This is a genomic window from Actinoplanes derwentensis (assembly GCF_900104725.1).
Classification (GTDB): Bacteria; Actinomycetota; Actinomycetes; order Mycobacteriales; family Micromonosporaceae; genus Actinoplanes; species Actinoplanes derwentensis.
The window spans coordinates 862,369-877,266 of the sequence record NZ_LT629758.1 but is presented as its reverse complement, the minus strand read 5'-3'; the positions used below and the strand labels follow the sequence as shown (position 1 = coordinate 877,266).

At 68.7% G+C, this 14,898-nt stretch carries 15 protein-coding genes; 6 read left to right on the top strand and 9 right to left on the bottom strand.

Annotated elements, in window-relative coordinates; translation table 11 throughout:
• Window positions 1-191 precede the first annotated feature (191 nt).
• Complete coding sequence (locus tag BLU81_RS03860; protein ID WP_092541651.1) at window positions 192-1,994, top strand: carbohydrate-binding module family 20 domain-containing protein; 1,803 nt, start codon at window positions 192-194, stop codon at window positions 1,992-1,994.
• 168 nt (window positions 1,995-2,162) lie between these two features.
• Window positions 2,163-3,359: an ISAs1 family transposase gene (locus BLU81_RS03855; RefSeq protein ID WP_092541649.1), complete on the top strand. Its 1,197-nt coding sequence runs from the start codon at window positions 2,163-2,165 to the stop codon at window positions 3,357-3,359.
• Here the strand turns inward: BLU81_RS03855 and BLU81_RS03850 are convergent.
• From BLU81_RS03850 to BLU81_RS03835, 4 genes are read right to left on the bottom strand one after another with little or no spacing between them, the layout of a single operon-like run.
• Complete coding sequence (locus BLU81_RS03850; protein ID WP_172890489.1) at window positions 3,349-3,672, bottom strand: L-rhamnose mutarotase; 324 nt, start codon at window positions 3,670-3,672, stop codon at window positions 3,349-3,351. The two genes, BLU81_RS03855 and BLU81_RS03850, sit on opposite strands and share 11 nt — an antisense overlap.
• 17 nt (window positions 3,673-3,689) lie before the next feature.
• The gene (locus tag BLU81_RS03845; protein ID WP_157751203.1) at window positions 3,690-4,253 is read right to left on the bottom strand and encodes an SUKH-4 family immunity protein; all 564 of its coding nucleotides are present in this window, start codon (window positions 4,251-4,253) and stop codon (window positions 3,690-3,692) included.
• Window positions 4,254-4,260: 7 nt separating this feature from the next.
• A complete protein-coding gene (locus tag BLU81_RS03840) occupies window positions 4,261-4,734 on the bottom strand; it encodes a phage tail protein (protein WP_092541645.1) in 474 nt (157 codons plus the stop codon).
• 15 nt (window positions 4,735-4,749) lie between these two features.
• Window positions 4,750-5,655 carry an AraC-like ligand-binding domain-containing protein gene (locus tag BLU81_RS03835; RefSeq protein WP_172890488.1) on the bottom strand — a complete coding sequence of 302 codons (906 nt, stop codon included), beginning with the start codon at window positions 5,653-5,655 and terminating at the stop codon, window positions 4,750-4,752.
• A 97-nt stretch (window positions 5,656-5,752) separates the two neighbouring features.
• On the opposite strand from BLU81_RS03835, the gene BLU81_RS03830 reads away from it, so the two are divergent.
• The 3 genes from BLU81_RS03830 to BLU81_RS03820 are packed head-to-tail and all read left to right on the top strand — an operon-like array spanning window position 5,753 to window position 7,619.
• Entirely contained in the window at window positions 5,753-6,739 is a 987-nt protein-coding gene (locus BLU81_RS03830; protein WP_092541641.1) for an NAD(P)H-dependent flavin oxidoreductase, read from the top strand.
• 11 nt (window positions 6,740-6,750) lie between these two features.
• Window positions 6,751-7,137 (top strand): hypothetical protein, encoded by a 387-nt coding sequence (locus BLU81_RS03825; RefSeq protein WP_157751201.1) that lies wholly within the window; start codon window positions 6,751-6,753, stop codon window positions 7,135-7,137.
• A gap of 50 nt (window positions 7,138-7,187) precedes the next feature.
• Window positions 7,188-7,619 (top strand): hypothetical protein, encoded by a 432-nt coding sequence (locus BLU81_RS03820; RefSeq protein WP_157751199.1) that lies wholly within the window; start codon window positions 7,188-7,190, stop codon window positions 7,617-7,619.
• A 16-nt stretch (window positions 7,620-7,635) separates the two neighbouring features.
• Here BLU81_RS03820 and BLU81_RS03815 read toward each other — a convergent pair whose 3' ends face one another.
• Together BLU81_RS03815 and BLU81_RS03810 are read right to left on the bottom strand one after the other, a co-directional pair.
• Window positions 7,636-8,610, bottom strand: coding sequence for a pectinesterase family protein (locus BLU81_RS03815; RefSeq protein ID WP_092556562.1), 975 nt, complete (start codon window positions 8,608-8,610; stop codon window positions 7,636-7,638).
• Between the two features lie 156 nt (window positions 8,611-8,766).
• Window positions 8,767-9,264, bottom strand: a complete 498-nt coding sequence (locus tag BLU81_RS03810; protein ID WP_092541635.1) for a hypothetical protein — start codon at window positions 9,262-9,264, stop codon at window positions 8,767-8,769.
• A gap of 173 nt (window positions 9,265-9,437) precedes the next feature.
• On the opposite strand from BLU81_RS03810, the gene BLU81_RS03805 reads away from it, so the two are divergent.
• Entirely contained in the window at window positions 9,438-12,470 is a 3,033-nt protein-coding gene (locus BLU81_RS03805; RefSeq protein WP_157751197.1) for a S8 family peptidase, read from the top strand.
• Between the two features lie 68 nt (window positions 12,471-12,538).
• Here the strand turns inward: BLU81_RS03805 and BLU81_RS03800 are convergent, their stop codons facing one another.
• The 3 genes from BLU81_RS03800 to BLU81_RS03790 form a co-directional block, all read right to left on the bottom strand.
• On the bottom strand, window positions 12,539-13,135 hold the full coding sequence (locus BLU81_RS03800) for a hypothetical protein (protein WP_157751195.1): 597 nt from the start codon (window positions 13,133-13,135) through the stop codon (window positions 12,539-12,541).
• Window positions 13,136-13,383: 248 nt separating this feature from the next.
• Window positions 13,384-13,794 (bottom strand): NUDIX hydrolase, encoded by a 411-nt coding sequence (locus BLU81_RS03795; protein ID WP_092541628.1) that lies wholly within the window; start codon window positions 13,792-13,794, stop codon window positions 13,384-13,386.
• Window positions 13,795-13,819: 25 nt separating this feature from the next.
• The gene (locus tag BLU81_RS03790) at window positions 13,820-14,881 is read right to left on the bottom strand and encodes an SIS domain-containing protein (protein WP_092556560.1); all 1,062 of its coding nucleotides are present in this window, start codon (window positions 14,879-14,881) and stop codon (window positions 13,820-13,822) included.
• Window positions 14,882-14,898: the final 17 nt, after the last annotated feature.

Genomic DNA, 14,898 nt, shown 5'->3' with positions numbered 1-14,898 from the left:
GAGATGTTTACCACTGAACGAATCCGGCTTATCCGACAAATTCTGGCAGTGAGTCGATCTTGCGATGACGCTGCGTACAGCATTGGCCGTCCGGTCCCCTGCCCGGCCGCACCACCACCGTTGACGCGAAAGAGCTGGCCAGGCAGCCTCACCCGGGTATTCACGTCACTCGACCGGGAGCCGCGAGACTGATGAACCGAAGACTGCGAGTAGCCGTGACCCGGGTCAGCACCGTCGTACTGATGGCCGCCGGTGGCGCCACCGCGATCGTGCTCACCCAGCAGGCCGACGCCGCCGTACGCCTCAACGACAGCGACGTCACCGCGAACCTGTGGTCCTGGAACTGGCGTTCCGTCGCCGCGGCGTGCACCGGGCAGCTCGGCCCGGCCGGGTACGGCGCCGTGCAGGTCGCCCCGCCCCAGGAGTCGGTCAGCCTGCCCACCAGCCCGGTCGGCGCGCACCCCTGGTGGGAGGTGTACCAGCCGGTCTCGTACCGGATCGACAGCCGCCTCGGCAACCGGGAGCAGTTCGCCGGCATGGTGCAGAGCTGCCACGACGCCGGTGTCCGCGTCTACGTCGACGCGGTCGTCAACCACACCGCGGGCAGCAACAACACCCACACCAGCGGGTACGCCGGCAGCACCTTCGACCCGAAGGGCTTCGGCTACCCGGCCGTCCCGTACACCACTGCCGACTTCCACCACGCCGGTGACGGGACCTGCAACGACGAGGACGGCCAGATCGACAGCTGGAACGACCGCGCCGAGGTCCAGAACTGCGAGCTGTCCGGTCTGTCCGACCTCAAGACCGAAAGCGGCGCGGTACGCGGGAAGATCACCGGGTACCTCAACGACCTGGTCGGACTGGGTGTCGACGGGTTCCGGGTGGACGCCGCCAAACACATCGCCCAGGCCGACTTCGCCGCGATCGTGGCCGGGCTGAACACCACCACCGCCGAGGGCAAGGCTCCGTACATCGCCCAGGAAGTGACGGCCGGCGGCACCGGAACCCTGGCGCCGTCCGCGTTCACCGCCAACGGCGACGTGCTCGGCTTCTCCTACGCCGACGCGCTGCACAACCATTTCACCGACGGCACCCTGAACGAACTCGGTGGCATTCCCGGCTGGAGCCTCGACCTGCCGAGCGCGAAAACCGCGGCCATGGTCGCCAATCACGACACCGAACGCGACAAGAGCACCCTGCGCTATCAGGACGGCGTCACCTACACCCTCGCCAATTACTTTCTGCTGGCGTACCCGCAAGGAAAGCCGTTCCTCTACGACGGTTTCACCTTCTCCGACGACAACACCGGCCAATCACCACCGGCCGACGCCACCGGAATGGTGAGCGACACCGTCTGCGGCACCGGCGCCTGGCAGTGCCTGACCCAGTCGACCGGTATCAAAGGTCTGGTCGCCTGGCGCAACACGGTGAAAGCCGCGACCACCGTCGCCGATTTCACCGCCACCGCGAAGAACGTGATCGGTTTCCGCCGCGGCACCCTCGGCTGGGCCGGCATCAACGCCTCCGGCAGCGCGTCCACCGCCACCTACCCCACCGGCCTGACCGACGGCGTCTACTGCGACCGCGTCACCGACTGCGCCACCACGGTCACCGTCACCGGCGGAAAGGCGCCGGTCACCATTCCGGCCGGCAGTGCCGTCGCCATCGACGTCAACAGCAGAAAAGACAGCGGCGCCTGTACGACCGTCGCGGTCCAGTTCGACGCCGAAGTCACCACCGCATGGGGCGAGAACGTCTTCGTCCTCGGCGACCAGAGCGCCCTGAGCAACTGGTCCACGTCCGGTGGCGTCGCGTTGTCGTCGGCTTCCTACCCGGTGTGGAAAGGCGCGGTCAGCCTGCCGGCGAACACGACGGTGCAGTACAAGTACGTGAAGAAGAACGGCACCACGATCAGTTGGGAATCCGGCGAGAACCGCACGGTGAACACCGGCAGCGCGTGCACGCTGACACTCACCGACACGTGGCGATAGCCGTCAGTCGAGGTGCCACACCTCGTTAGCCTCCCGCCAGGGGCCCCACGGCCGTTTCAAGATCGATAGTTGCGGTGAGTGATGGTGGCGGCTTCAGCGTGTCGGATATGGACGAAGCTCCGTTGAGACCAGGTCTTTCCACGGAACTGGTTCAAACGGAGCTTCGTCGTGCCGCAGTCTGTCATCCCCACCACCGATCCAGCATCGTCGGCGACCGTCGGCGAGGCCTCGTTCACGCCTTCGTGTCACGGTCTGCTGGAGTTGTTCCTCGCCGTTTCTGACGGCCGTTCGGACCAGGGCCGTGATCATCCGGTCGCGGTCGTGCTCGCGCTGGTCGCGGCGGCCACGGTAGCCGGTTTGAAGGGCTACAGCGCGATGAGCGGCTGGGTCGCCGACGTGCCCTGCCACATCCTCGACGGCCTGTACACGCGGGCCGAAGCCCGCCCGGCAGGGCGGCCATCACGCTCGACACTCTGGCGGGTCTGCACCGACACCGACACCGATGTCCTGGACGCGGTGATCGCCGAGTGGACCACCACCCAGCAGACCGCCACCAGCACCGACACCCCGATCCAGGTGCGCCTGGACGGCAAGACCGTCCGCGGCGCCGTCGACATCGACGGTGAACAACTGCACCTGCTGTCCGCTCTGGCCGGCCCACCGCACCAGGGATCAGCGGCCGTCGTCATCGCCCAAGCGCCGACCGACGGCGCCAAGACCCGCGAACCGGCCACCGCCCGTGCCCTGCTCGAGTCTCTCGACCTACGCGACGTCACGGTCACCGCCGACGCCCTGCACACCGTCAAAGCCACCGCCGAACTCATCCACCAGCAGGGTGGCCACTTCGTCCTACCGGTCAAAGAGAACCGGCACGCCCTGTTCGACGCCCTCGACGCCCTGCCCTGGACCGACACTCCGATCGGCCACGAGAGCACTGACACCGGGCACGGCCGCACCACCCGCCGCACCATCCGGGTCCTACCCACTCCACCCGGCCTGCCGTTCCCGCACGTCAAACAGGTCTGGCTGATCGAACGCTACGTCACCCACAGCAACGGCAAACAGTCCGCAGCCGCACAACTCGGCGTCACCAGCCACCCCGCCGACCAAGCCGGACCCGCCGAACTGGCCGCGTTCAACCGCGGCCACTGGGCCATCGAAACCCTGCACTTCATCAGGGACACCTGCTACCGCGAGGACCACTCCCACGTCCGCACCCGCTCCGGACCCCGCGTCCTCGCATCGCTACGCAACCTCGCCATCAACGCCCTACGCCTGGCAGGCCGCACCGACATCACCGAAGCCACCCGCTGGGCCAACCGCGACATGACCAGGCCATTCACCATCCTCGGTCTCACCAGATGATGTTGAAACGACCGTGCCAGGGGCCCTCGCCGGCCGGCGTTTCGCCGCCCCAGGGCTCCTGGCACGGATCGGTCAGCTTCCACCATTCCCGCGTGACCGGATCAGCGGCGATCCGCGCCATGTCCGCGTCGTGGTCGTCCCCCACGTACTCGTAGTAGGCGAAAAGCGTTTTCTCCACCAGAAAAATCGAATAGTTCCGCACGTTGCACCGCGTCAACGTCTCCTCGACGGCCGGCCAGACCGCAGCGTGCAACCGCACGTATTCGTCCCGCTTCTCCGCCCGCACATCAACGACCTGCCCATGCCGTTCCACGATCCGCTCCCGTCGTCTCAGTACATCCACCGGTCGAGCACGGCCGGCCAGAAATGCGTCTCGTGACTGCCGTCGCCGATGGCGGCCGGATCGGCGACTCCGATCCGGCCGAGCAGGTCGTCGATCTCCGCCCGCGCCTGATCCTCGGTCTCGCCGTTCTCGTCCCAGTGGTGAATGGCGGTGGATCGCGTGAACCAGCCGCCGACCATCTGCAGCGAACACAGCCAGAGAACCACGGACGAGTTCACGAATTGCGAGGTGCCGTCCCGCTCCCACCGCCGAACCTCGCCACTGCCCGGCAGCACCCCGTAGTCCCAGTTCACATAAGTGCCTTCGTAGTAGGCGAGCCGGTACATCCCCGGCATCGCCCGAAACGATTCACCGTGGACCAGCTCGTCGAACAGCGGCACCCCGCTTTCGGTGAGCGCCGCCCGGTCCGCCTCCGACAGCCGCCAGTTCGCCACCTCGGATGCGGCCGCCCGCCGCACCCGGCCTTTTCCGGCCCAGGCTTCCAGTTCTCCGAACGAGGGCCGGTCGCCGTCCCGCGGGAACCCGGTCACCACCTGAGCACGAATCGACACCTGGGCATCATGCCATCTCGTCGTGCTCCTTCTTGATGACGAAATAGGAGCCGCGGATGGTTCCGGCCAGTTTGGATTTCTGGCGGGCGAACTTGAACGCGCCCAGTTCCTCGGGGACCTCCATGCCGTCGGAGAGTTTGAAGCCGACCGCGCGTTTTCCGCCGTCGTCGATCGGGTACATCACGTTGATGGACAGGCCGCTCCGGTAGAACACGTACGCCATTTTGATGTTCTCGACCTGGAATTCGGTCGCCTCCAGCGGCTCGGACGCGATGACCAGGCCGCGTTCCGATTCGAGAATGCCGTGCACCCGGTCGACTGTCGACCGGACGTCGGCGGCGGGCTCGGTGGTGAAGACGTGACCGTATTTGTTCTTGAAATAGCGGGCCTCGTTCGCCCGCAGGCCGGCCAGGGCGTCCGCGACGGGTGACGACTCCAGACCGACCGTCGAAACCGTCGCAAAGTCAACGACATAGGGCATATTGCGACGGTACGCCTAACCACGGCGAAGTTGAGCGGGAGTCCGGCCGAACTGCCGCCGGAACGCTCGATGGAAACCGGCCGTGTCGGCGAACCCGGCATCCGCCGCGACATCGGCCACCCGCAGGTGCGCGCGAGCCGGATCACACAGGTCACGGGCGGCGCGTTCCAGTCGCAGACGGCGCACCGTGGCGCTGTACGTAAGCTCACGCCCGGCGAACAGGGCGTGCACCGAACGTACCGAGATCTCCAGTCGCCGGGCCGTCGCCGACGGTGAGAGATCGTCGTCGGTGAGATGTTCTTCGATGTCCGCGACCGCGCGGGCGTGACTGTGCGGCGCCCGCCGCGCCGACACCGCCGGCGACTCGGACAGGGCCACCGCGAGCAGGCCGGCAGCGTGCGGGGCCAGCCGCGGAGTGCCGGTGGGCAGCGCGGTCAGCAGATGCCGCAACGCCGCTCCGGCCCCGGCGGTGGTGGGAATCCGGGTGGCGGTGGCGATCCGGCCGGTGACCTGCGCGCGCAGCAGCGGTCCGGGAATGAAGAACGACAACTGACGGAAGTCGCCGCCGAACTCGAACGTGAACGGTTCGGTGGTGTCGACGACGGCGACGTCACCCGGCCGCAGCGTGGTGACCCGGCCGGACTGGCGCATCGTGCTCACTCCGGCGAGCTGCAGGTTGGCGTAGTAGCCCGGCGGGGATCCGGCCGCCAGGTCGCGCTCGGTGCGGTCGACCCGTTGACGCTGCGAGACGATCCGGGCGATGGAGAGTGCGCCGAGCGGCCACTGGGTGACGCTGCCGGCGAACCCGTCGCGCAGGTCCGACTCCGGGGTCAGCGCGAGGAACGCCTGGCAGATCAACTCGCGCCAGTGGCTGAACTGCGCTGTTGCCGGGACGTCCCGGGTGGACCAGGTCTGCGGCATGGCGGCCTCCTGTCCGGTGCCGGACTTCCGCACGCCATGCAACTCCGCCCGCACGCGTGGCGACACCCCTGCGACCAGGATCCGACACCGTCGAGACATGCAGATCAAGACCAGATTGACGGACGAGTACGGCTTGCGGACCCCGATCGTGCAGGCCGGAATGGCGTTCGTGGGGATGAACCCGGAACTGGCCGTGGCGGTGAGTAACGCTGGGGCGATGGGATCACTCGGCGTGGGGCTGATGCCACCACCGGCGGTGGCCGCCACGATCGGCGCCATCCGCTCCGGCACCGACGGCCCGTTCCACGTCAACATGCTCACCCCGTTCAGCACCGACGAGCTGATCGACGTGGTGTGCGAGGCGGGCGTACCGGCGGCCTCGTTCCACTGGGGGCATCCGTCCCGGCGATGGATCGACCGGTTGCACGACGCCGGGGTGCGCGTGTTCGAGCAGGTCGGTTCGGTGCCGGATGCTCGGCGGGCGGCCGGTGACGGTATCGACGTGATCGTGGCGCAGGGTCTCGAAGCGGGCGGGCACAACTTCGGCACGCTGCCGACGTTCGCGCTGGTGCCACTGGTGGTGGACGCGGTCGCCCCGGCTCTGGTGCTGGCCTCCGGCGGGATCGCCGACGGGCGCGGGCTGGCCGCCGCCCTGATGCTGGGGGCCGACGGCGTCTGGATCGGCACGCGGCTGGTCGCCACCGACGAGTCAGGCGCTCACGACGGTTACAAGGATCGCCTGGTCAAAGCCACGGACACGGTTCTCACCGCACTGTTCGGCCCGGAGACCCCGGACTTCAACCCGATGCGGGTGCTGCGCAACCGGGTGATCGAGGAGCACCCGAACGGTGGCGGCGACCGCCCGGTGATCGGCCACACCGTACTGGGCGGTCAGGAGATCGAACTGCTGCGCTACACGAACCTGGTCCCGATGCGTGACGCCACCACCGGCGACCTGGAGGAGATGCCGTTGCTGGCCGGCCAGGGCGTCGGCCTGATCGACGCGGTCAAGGCGGCCGGCACGGTCATCGCCGACATGACCGCGGAGGCGGAGGCGATGCTGACCCGCTGCGGCCGGTGGTAGCGTCCCGCTTCGTGTCCGAGGAACAACGCTGGCGGGACTGGTTCACGGCACGGTCGGGTGCGGTGCCGGGGTGGACTCCGTGGACCGTGGTTCCCTGGCCGCCCCGCACCGACGGTGACGAGCCGGGCAATCCCGTCCTGAGCGCCCGCTCCCCGGACTCCCACCGCGCCCTGCGCGTCATCCGGCACGCCCCGGCCCCCTCAGACCCGGGAGTGGTGCTGGCCTCATGGGTCACCCGGTACCCGGAGGAGTTCAGCGACCTGCCCCGGGAGGAACTCGTGGTGAGCCTGGTCGAGTCCCCACCGGCCATCGAACAGGCGGCCCGCCTGGTGGAAGCCTGGCTACGAGCCGCCGACGCGGCGGAACTGCAGGTGATCAATCCCGCTCACGAGCCGTGAACCCTTGCGCCGACTGTCCACCATGGGGTCGACGGTTGGCGGGAGGCCGGATGAGATCCATGTCAGCCCCGGTGTGGGGTGTTCTGGTGTGTTCCGGTGGACTGGCTGCGCTGGCGGTCCTGACCGGGAGCGGCGAGACCTACGACGCGACCGGCGAGGTGGTATCCGCCGCGTCGGTGGACTTCGACCTGTGGATGGCCGGTTTCCTGGTGTTCCTTCCGGTCGGGATAGCCGCCTACCTCGAGCCGGGTGACGTCGGCCGGATTCTCGAAGCGGCGCTGTCACCCCAGGTGGCGTTGCCGGTCGCCGTGTTCCTCCAGTGGCACGGCACCGGCGCGGAACCCGGCATCGTCTACTTCGGATTCCACTACGCCGCACTGATGGGGCTCCTCTTTCTGCTGGCCGCCGGGGCCGGCCGGGGTCTCCGAACGCTCCGCGACCGGCGCAGTGCGAGGTCAGTCGCCCCGGCGCCCAGCGACTGACCTCTAGCGCCGGCGGTCAGCCGGCCGGGTTCCAGCCGTCGGTGCCGGCCAGGTACTTCTGCGGGGTGTAACTGGCCGCCTGTGCGTCCGTCAGCTGTGCGCGGTTGCTGTTGATCGTCGCGCCGGCTCCGGTGTTCTTGTACTCGTAGAAGCGGGCGTTCTGCCACGCGTTGCCGGACATGTCGGTCCACGGCTGGGCGATCTTGATGGTGGCACTCAGGCTCGACTCGCGGACGGTGACCTGGCCGGCGGCACCCCACGGGCGGCCGAGGTAGGTGACGTTGCTGGTCGCGCCGGTGATCGTCGACTTGTAGATCAGGAAGCCGTACGTCTGGGTGGCCGGGGTGTTGGCCGCGGTCAGGTAGCCGCCGGTGCTGCGCTTCTCGTAGATCTGGCAGGCGTAGAACACCGCGCTGCCGTTGCCGTAGATGAAGTCCACGGTGCCTTCGATGTACGAACTCCAGACGTACGCCCGGGCGCTGTTGTAGATCAGCAGGGTGTCCTGGTCGGCGATGACCCGCACGTTGCCCAGGCGGGCCCGGTCGCCGTAGAGCGCCAGCGCGAGAGCCTGCGACGAGCCGTTGGCGGCCTCGTCGTAGTCGTTGCTGAACGTCAGGTTCTTGCCGTAGAACTCCTTGGCCTGCACGTAGACCGTGGCCGACCCGGTGGTGCCGGCGGTCGAGGCGGGCTTGTTGTTGACGATCACCGTGGCGGCGGCGCTGGAGCCGAGCCCTTCCAGGGTGATGTAGGGCTTGTTCGACGGGATGATCACGCTCTCCCGGTAGGTACCGGCCTTGATGGTGATCGTGACCCGGCTGGCGTTGTTCGCCGGAACCGCGTTCACGGCCGCCTGCACGGTCCGGTAGGTGGCCGTGCCGTCGGACGCGACGGTCAGCGTGGTGGCGGCTTCCGAGGCCGTACCGGCGACCCCGACCAGGATGGCCGGCACCACGACCAGGGCACCCAGCCCATGGATCATTCTTCGCAACATCCGCAACACCACTCCTTAGCTGCCGAAACGAGGACGAGCAACCCAAGCTAATCGACATTAATCGATCACCAGCCTCGCCTGCAGCCGTCTTTCACACTCCGGAAACTTCCCGGAAAAACGGTGATCCCGCCCGGGTACGAACATCTCGCACCGGGCTCAGCACCTCAAAACGACGCGGCGCCGGTAGTCGGCGGCCACCGCGATGACGAGAGGGCCCCAGGCGACGAGCGGAAGGTAGTACCGCATCACGTCCCAGCCGGGGGCCTCGCGGGTGGGTTCCTCATGGCCGATGCCGACCCAGGCACGGCCCACGAGGTGGAACGTCTGGTTCACGATGACGTACACGCAGAGGGCGACCAGCAACGAGCCACCGATCACCGCGGCGAACACGACCGGGCGGGCCGGGATCGGAGTCCCGCCGAACCGGGGCACCCAATGCGGAACCCGCTGCCCCCAATCGTGCACCAGTCCGAGCGTCAACAGGGCCAGCGCCATCGACAGCACGGAGAGGAACACCAGGTACCAGGAGGTGTCCGAACCCTCTTCGGTCGCGGCGTACAGGCGCCAGATCGCCGACGGCAGGACGCAGAGCGGTACGGCGTACGCGGCCCCGAGTGCCCAGCGCGACGGTGACTCCGGGATTCCGACGTCCATGAGGCTCCTCCGGTGGTGACTGTGCGTTGCCGGGATCCTGCAACGGATGCACTGTGGACGAGCTGAATCACGCACAGCCGGATCTCAGCACCGGCGGTGTGCACAAAAGGCGACCGGGATTCATCTCTCTGGGTGTGTCCACATTACGAAGAAGATCACTAGCGACGGTCGGCGTGCTGGGGCTGGTGCTGTCGGGGGCCAGCGCCCCGGCCGTCGCGGCCACCGTCACCAGCGGGGAGACGGCGCGGACCGTCACGCTGATCACCGGTGACCGGGTCACCCTCAACGGCGGGGCCGTCCGGGTCACTCCGGGGCCCGGGCGGGCCGGGATTCCCACCGCGACCAGTACCGTCGGCGGCCGGACCCGGGTCGTTCCGGCCGACGCGCTGCCGCTGTTGCGGGCCGGGCGGCTCGACGAGCGGCTGTTCGACGTGACCGGGTTGATCGCGGCCGGTTATGACGACCGGCGCGCCGACCTGCCGCTGATCACCAGCGGTGGTGCGGTGCCGAGCGGTGCCCGGGTGCGGAGTCTGCCCAGCATCAGTGCTGTCGCCGTACGTACGCCCAAAAAAGATCTTGCCCGGGTTTGGCAGTCGTGGGCCGACCGGGGCAAGGTCTGGCTCGACGCCAAGGGGAGGTTCACCGCCGCCGACGGCGTCCAGCAGATCGGCGCCACGCTCGCCTGGCAGGAGGGCCTGACCGGCGCGGGGGTGACCGTCGGTGTCATCGACTCCGGTGTCGACGCCACCCACCCGGACCTGGCGCCCATCGTCGCCGCGCAGACCGACTTCTCCACCGGCGTCCCGACCAGCACGGACGTGCACGACCTGATGGGGCACGGCACCGCGGTCGCCTCGATCCTGGCCGGCACCGGGGCCGCCTCCGAAGGCCGCTACCGTGGTGTCGCGCCGGGTGTGCGGCTGGTCTCGGCGAAGGTCGGCGACTGGGACGTCACCGAGTCCGCGGTGATCGCCGCGATGGAGTGGACCGCCGGCACCCAGCACGCCAAGGTCGTCAACATGAGCCTCGGCTTCCCGAACACGCCGGGCAACGATCCGCTGGAGACCGCGGTCGAGGAGCTGACCGACCGGTACGGCACGTTGTTCGTGGTCGCCGCCGGCAACGAGGGCAACAACGGCAACGATCCGAACAACGGTGACGATTACGTCGTCGCCTCGCCCGCTGACGCCGCGTCCGCGCTCAGCGTCGGTGCCGTCGACCGTGACGACCGGCTCGCGCCGTTCTCCAGCCGTGGCCCGGGCCTGGACGGTGACGCCGTGAAACCGGAGATCACCGGTCCGGGTGTCGACATCGTGCACGCGCTGAGCAGTGACGTCGGCAGTGAGGCGTACGACGCCGGCAACGGCACGTCGTACGCCTCACCGCACGTCGCCGGAAGCGCCGCCATCCTCGCCCAGAAGCATCCCGAGTGGACTCCCGACCAGCTCAAGGCGGCTCTGATGGGTGCGGCCCGGCCAGCCGACGGCCTCGGTGTGTTCGCTCAGGGCGCCGGCCGTGTCGACGTGGCCCGCGCGGTGCACACCACCCTGCTGGCCGACCCGCCGAGCCTGAGCCTGGGCGACCAACTCGCCAAGGACGTCACCTACCGTAACTTCGGCAGCGAACCGCTGACCGTATCTCTGCGGGCGACCGCGCCGTTCACAGTGAACGCCTCCACGCTGACGGTGCCGGCCGGTGGTTCCGCGACCGCGCGGGTCACCGTCGCGGCCACGCTGACCGGTGGCGCCCACAGCGGGCGGCTCACCGCCACCGCCGGTGGACAGGTCGTCACGACTCCGGTCGGAGTGGTCCGGGAGACCGCGAAAGCCGACCTCGACCTGCACATCGTGGGTTTTGACGGGCAGCCGACCGCAGACCACTACACCCAGGTCATCGGTCTGGACACGCCGTATCAGCACGACACCGTCTACGACTATCCGTGGGCGGCGGACCTGTCACTGCGGGTGCCCACCGGCCGGTACGCGATCATCACCCAGTATTTCCGGCAAGCCGAGGACGGCACCTGGCACAGCACCGCTATCGCACAACCGTCGCTGGCGGTCACCACGACGACCGATGTCACCGTCGACACGCGCAACGCGAAGCCGGTGACGGCCACGGTTCCCGACGCGGCCGCCGGGTTCGAGGCCGGTTCCCTCGCTTTCGGCGTACGAACCCCGAACGGCTGGGCCTCGTACGGGGTCAACAGTTACGGCGGTGTGCTGAACAGCGCCCAGCTCGGTCCGGACGGCGACGCCCTGCTCTCGGTGGTCCGGCTGGCGTACACCTCCGCATCCGGCGTCTACCACCTGGCGTGGCCGGTCAAGGGCCGGGTGCCGACCGGTTTCGCCGGTACCGTCAGTGCCCGGGACCTCGCGGTCGAGACCGGTGCGATGCGCCGGCAGGCCACCGACAGTTCGTACTACCTGTCCGCCGGGGTCCACGTTCCCGGAGTTCCGCTGACGTTCGCCCCGCTGAGCACCGATCCGTCCACGACCCGCTACTTCAGCACCTCAGGTGGCGTCCGGTGGAGCACGAACATTTACGAGTGGCGTGAGGAGGGGAACTACGAGGACGTTCAGACGGTCGGAGAGCCGCGGCGGTACGAGCCCGGCAAGCGCTACACCGCCGCGTACAACAATCCGGTGATCGCGCCGTGCCTGACCGATGCGGGCAACACCTGGGTCGAGGATCGGCTCCGGATCCGGGTGGCGATGAACTGCGACAGCGACGGGCACGCCGGTACGACCGGAAATGTCCCCGCGAGCACCACCCTGTTCCGCAACGGCGAGCAGGTGGCGCAGTCCGGCATCGGCGGCGAGGCAGACTTCCGGGTGACGCGCTCCCCCGCGTCCTACCGGCTGCGCCTGGAGCAGACCCGTCCGGAGGCGTTCGCCACGTCCACGGCGACCACTGTCGACTGGACCTTCACCGACCCGGCCGCGGTGCCCACCCTCGGCACCGTCCGCATCGTCCCGGCCGGCTCCGGAGTGCTCCTGACGGCACCGTCCGGCACCCGGTCGGTGCGGCTCGACGTCTCCACCGACGACGGCGTGACCTGGCAGCAGACCACGGTCGTCCGCAACACCGACGGCACGTACCAGGCGGCCGTGACCAGAACCGGTCACGTCTCGCTGCGGGTGACCGCGAAGGGCCCGTCCACCACAGTCACCGAGACCCTGATCCGGGCACTGTCCCCGGCCTGATCCGCGCGGCACGGCACTTCACGGCACTTCACGGCGCGGAGCCGTCCCTCGGGGCGGCTTCGTGCCGGTCAGCTCTTCGTCTCGATCTCCGCTCGCATGTCGGGGAAGTCGCCCTTCACGTCCACCACGGTCTCGTAGAAGAACAGGAACATGCCGACGCTGCCCTCATCGGCCCACCCGCAGATCGCCACGTCCGATCCGCTGATGACGGTGCCGCCGCACTGCGCCACTCCACCGAGTGATCCGGTGCTGGCCGGCGAGACCCCGGTGAGCTGGTTACTCCCGCTGAACGATTGGAACACCGTGTCGAGCATCCGCTGCGGATCGTCGATGTCGACCTCGGCCGCGAGAGCCGCGATCATCTTCTTGTCGGCCAGAGAACCGTAGACGGCCCCGAACGCGTTCGCCGCGCCCGGATAGCCTTCCAGTTCCTTCTCCAGATCCGTGGTCAGCGAGGCCAGCTCCGCAGCTTCGATCTTGGCGTTGCCGTTGAGCGTGTCCGGCTCGCTGATGCTGATCTCGGCCTCCACCGTCCCGCTCGGGCCGGCACTCACCGTCCCGCCTTGTGCGGTGCTCCCGAATTTCGCTCCCACCAGGTAGAAGACGATGCCACCACCGATCACGAGAGTCAGCGCGATCGCCGCCGAGACCAGGGTGATCGCCACGGTCCGCGACTCGTTACGCGGCTGAGGACTGCCGGGCCGCCCATGATTCGGCTGCATCTGACTCGGATGCATCTGGGCCGGCTGCATATGAAACGGCTGCATTTGAGTCGGCTGCATTTGAGTCGGCGGAAGGTAACTCGGGACGGGCTGACCATGGGGCGGCATGGCCTCGGGCGGCGAGTCATACGGGTCGACAGGCGGCGGGTAGAACGGCTGTCCGGGCGGCGGAGGGTAGGTCATCGGCCCTCCTAGGCGTTGCCGAGGTGGAGCGGCAGGATGGCGGCCGCTGTCACGCCGAGATCGCGATCGAGGACCTCGTCGCGGGGGACGAAGACCATCGCGCGGCCCTCGCCGAGGACCACATCCTGCTGCCGGGCGTCGGTGGTGCCGTGGAAGGCGTGGACGGTGACGGTGTGCGGGAAACCGGGCTCGTACGGGCGCGGGCCGCTCCAGAACTCGCGCAGCTCGGGCACCGTCAGGCCGGACTCCTCCAGCAGCTCGCGGTGTGCCGCCTGTTCCGGGGTCTCGCCGGGCTCGACGTGGCCGCCCGGCAGGCCCCACTGATTCGGTGAGACCGGTGTCCGGTCGTCGCGGTGCTGCATCAGCACCGCACCCGAGGAATCGACGAGGAGAATCACCGCGACCTCATACGTTGCCATGGCGACGATGGTGCCACGGCGTGTCTCAGAACGGGTGGATGGTGACTCCCTGGACCACCCGGTTGACCTCGCCGCCGGGGAACGGGTTGTCGGGGGTGTGGCCGAGGTTCAGCGAGCATGTCAAGGCGGTGAGCTGGGCCGGGATCACCGCGGCCAGTGCCCACAGGACGTCGGGGAGGCCGTCGGGGCGCGGGACCGGCCAGTGGGTGGCGGCGGCTTCCGGCGGGGTGGAGCTGATCACGATCACTCGTTCGGGACCCAGCGTGACCGTGAGTTCCCGTACCAGATCGAGGTCGTAAGCACGCCGGTAGGCGTCGCCGGAGGCGAAGACGATCGCGAGCGTCTGCGGGGTCAGCACCGATTTGGGGCCGTGCCGGAACGCGAGCGTGGACTCCCCCAGGGCCGGGATGTCACCGGCGGTGAGTTCGAGACATTTCAGGGCGGCCTCGTGCGCGAGCCCTTTCAGACCGCCCGATCCGAGGTAGACGATACGGTCGGGGCGGAGCGCGGTGACCGCTTCGGTGATGGTGCCGGCCGCGGCGAGCACCGACTCCGCGGAGGCGGCGAGGTCGTCGACGGCGGTCGGAGAGGAGCCGGCGAGCAGCAGGTAGGCGGCCAGGATCATGCTGGTGAACGACGAGGTCATGGCGAAACCGCGGTCGTTGGTCTCCGGCGGCAGCACGATCACGTCGGCGTTGTCGGCAGCCCGGTAGCGGCGGGCCAGTTCGCCGTCGGCGTTGCAGGTGATGATCAGGTGGCGGGCGTGTGGGGCGAGCGCGACGGCGGCGAGCGATTCGGGGCTGTTGCCGCTGCGGGCGAAGGACACCAGCAACAACGGGCGGTCACCGATGGTCACCGTCGCGGGGTCCGCGACGATGTCGGTGGTCGCGATGGCCTCGATCGGGCGTACGAGGATGCGGCTCAGTTCCGGGGCGAGCAGTTCACCGGCGTACGCCGAGGTCCCGGCCCCGGTCAGCACCACCCGCGTGCCGGGACCGATTTCGATCCGCCGGTCGGCCACCACGTCACGGGTGGCCCGCCACATGGCCGGCTGCTGTTCGATCTCCGCGCGGGTGAAGCTACTCATGATCAGCACGCTACCGG

Excerpts from the sequence above, each read along its gene's own strand:
- BLU81_RS03860 (WP_092541651.1), top strand. The coding sequence starts at position 192 with ATGAACCGAAGACTGCGAGTAGCCGTGACCCGGGTCAGCACCGTCGTA.
- BLU81_RS03840 (WP_092541645.1), bottom strand. The coding sequence starts at position 4,734 with ATGCCCTATGTCGTTGACTTTGCGACGGTTTCGACGGTCGGTCTGGAG.
- BLU81_RS03835 (WP_172890488.1), bottom strand. The coding sequence starts at position 5,655 with ATGCCGCAGACCTGGTCCACCCGGGACGTCCCGGCAACAGCGCAGTTC.
- BLU81_RS03830 (WP_092541641.1), top strand. The coding sequence starts at position 5,753 with ATGCAGATCAAGACCAGATTGACGGACGAGTACGGCTTGCGGACCCCG.
- BLU81_RS03820 (WP_157751199.1), top strand. The coding sequence starts at position 7,188 with ATGAGATCCATGTCAGCCCCGGTGTGGGGTGTTCTGGTGTGTTCCGGT.
- BLU81_RS03815 (WP_092556562.1), bottom strand. The coding sequence starts at position 8,610 with ATGTTGCGAAGAATGATCCATGGGCTGGGTGCCCTGGTCGTGGTGCCG.
- BLU81_RS03810 (WP_092541635.1), bottom strand. The coding sequence starts at position 9,264 with ATGGACGTCGGAATCCCGGAGTCACCGTCGCGCTGGGCACTCGGGGCC.
- BLU81_RS03795 (WP_092541628.1), bottom strand. The coding sequence starts at position 13,794 with ATGGCAACGTATGAGGTCGCGGTGATTCTCCTCGTCGATTCCTCGGGT.
- BLU81_RS03790 (WP_092556560.1), bottom strand. The coding sequence starts at position 14,881 with ATGAGTAGCTTCACCCGCGCGGAGATCGAACAGCAGCCGGCCATGTGG.